Origin of the sequence: Psychrobacter sp. W2-37-MNA-CIBAN-0211 (genome assembly GCF_040309405.1) — a bacterium.
Lineage (GTDB): Bacteria > Pseudomonadota > Gammaproteobacteria > Pseudomonadales > Moraxellaceae > Psychrobacter > Psychrobacter glaciei.
In genome coordinates this window covers 1-266 of sequence record NZ_JBEOOU010000274.1, presented here as the reverse complement: position 1 = coordinate 266, position 266 = coordinate 1, and the positions used below count along the sequence as shown (strand labels likewise).

Here is a 266-nt window from a genome sequence, read left to right as displayed (position 1 = left end):
GGCTGAACAGTATTAAATATATGTAACCCTGTTGCTGTAGGTTCAATACCACGACCAACACGAATAAATAATTCACAACCCAGTGTGTTTTTAAGACGGCTAATCGCATTGCTCACAGACGACTGCGTCAACCCTAACTGTTCTGCTGCGCGGGTGATTGATGATTGCTGGCTTACAGTACAAAAAACTCGCAGTAAATTTAAATCCAATGCTGGCAATTTATTGGCAAACGCATCGCTCATACTCATTCCTTTTAGGTCAAATAC

Annotated in this window: 1 protein-coding gene; it reads right to left on the bottom strand. The window is 41.4% G+C overall.

The window, feature by feature from the left end; genetic code table 11:
* Positions 1–242, bottom strand: a 242-nt coding sequence (locus AAEY72_RS15205) for a LysR family transcriptional regulator (RefSeq protein ID WP_352311416.1), incomplete at its 3' end; no start/stop codon positions are given.
* Positions 243–266: the final 24 nt, after the last annotated feature.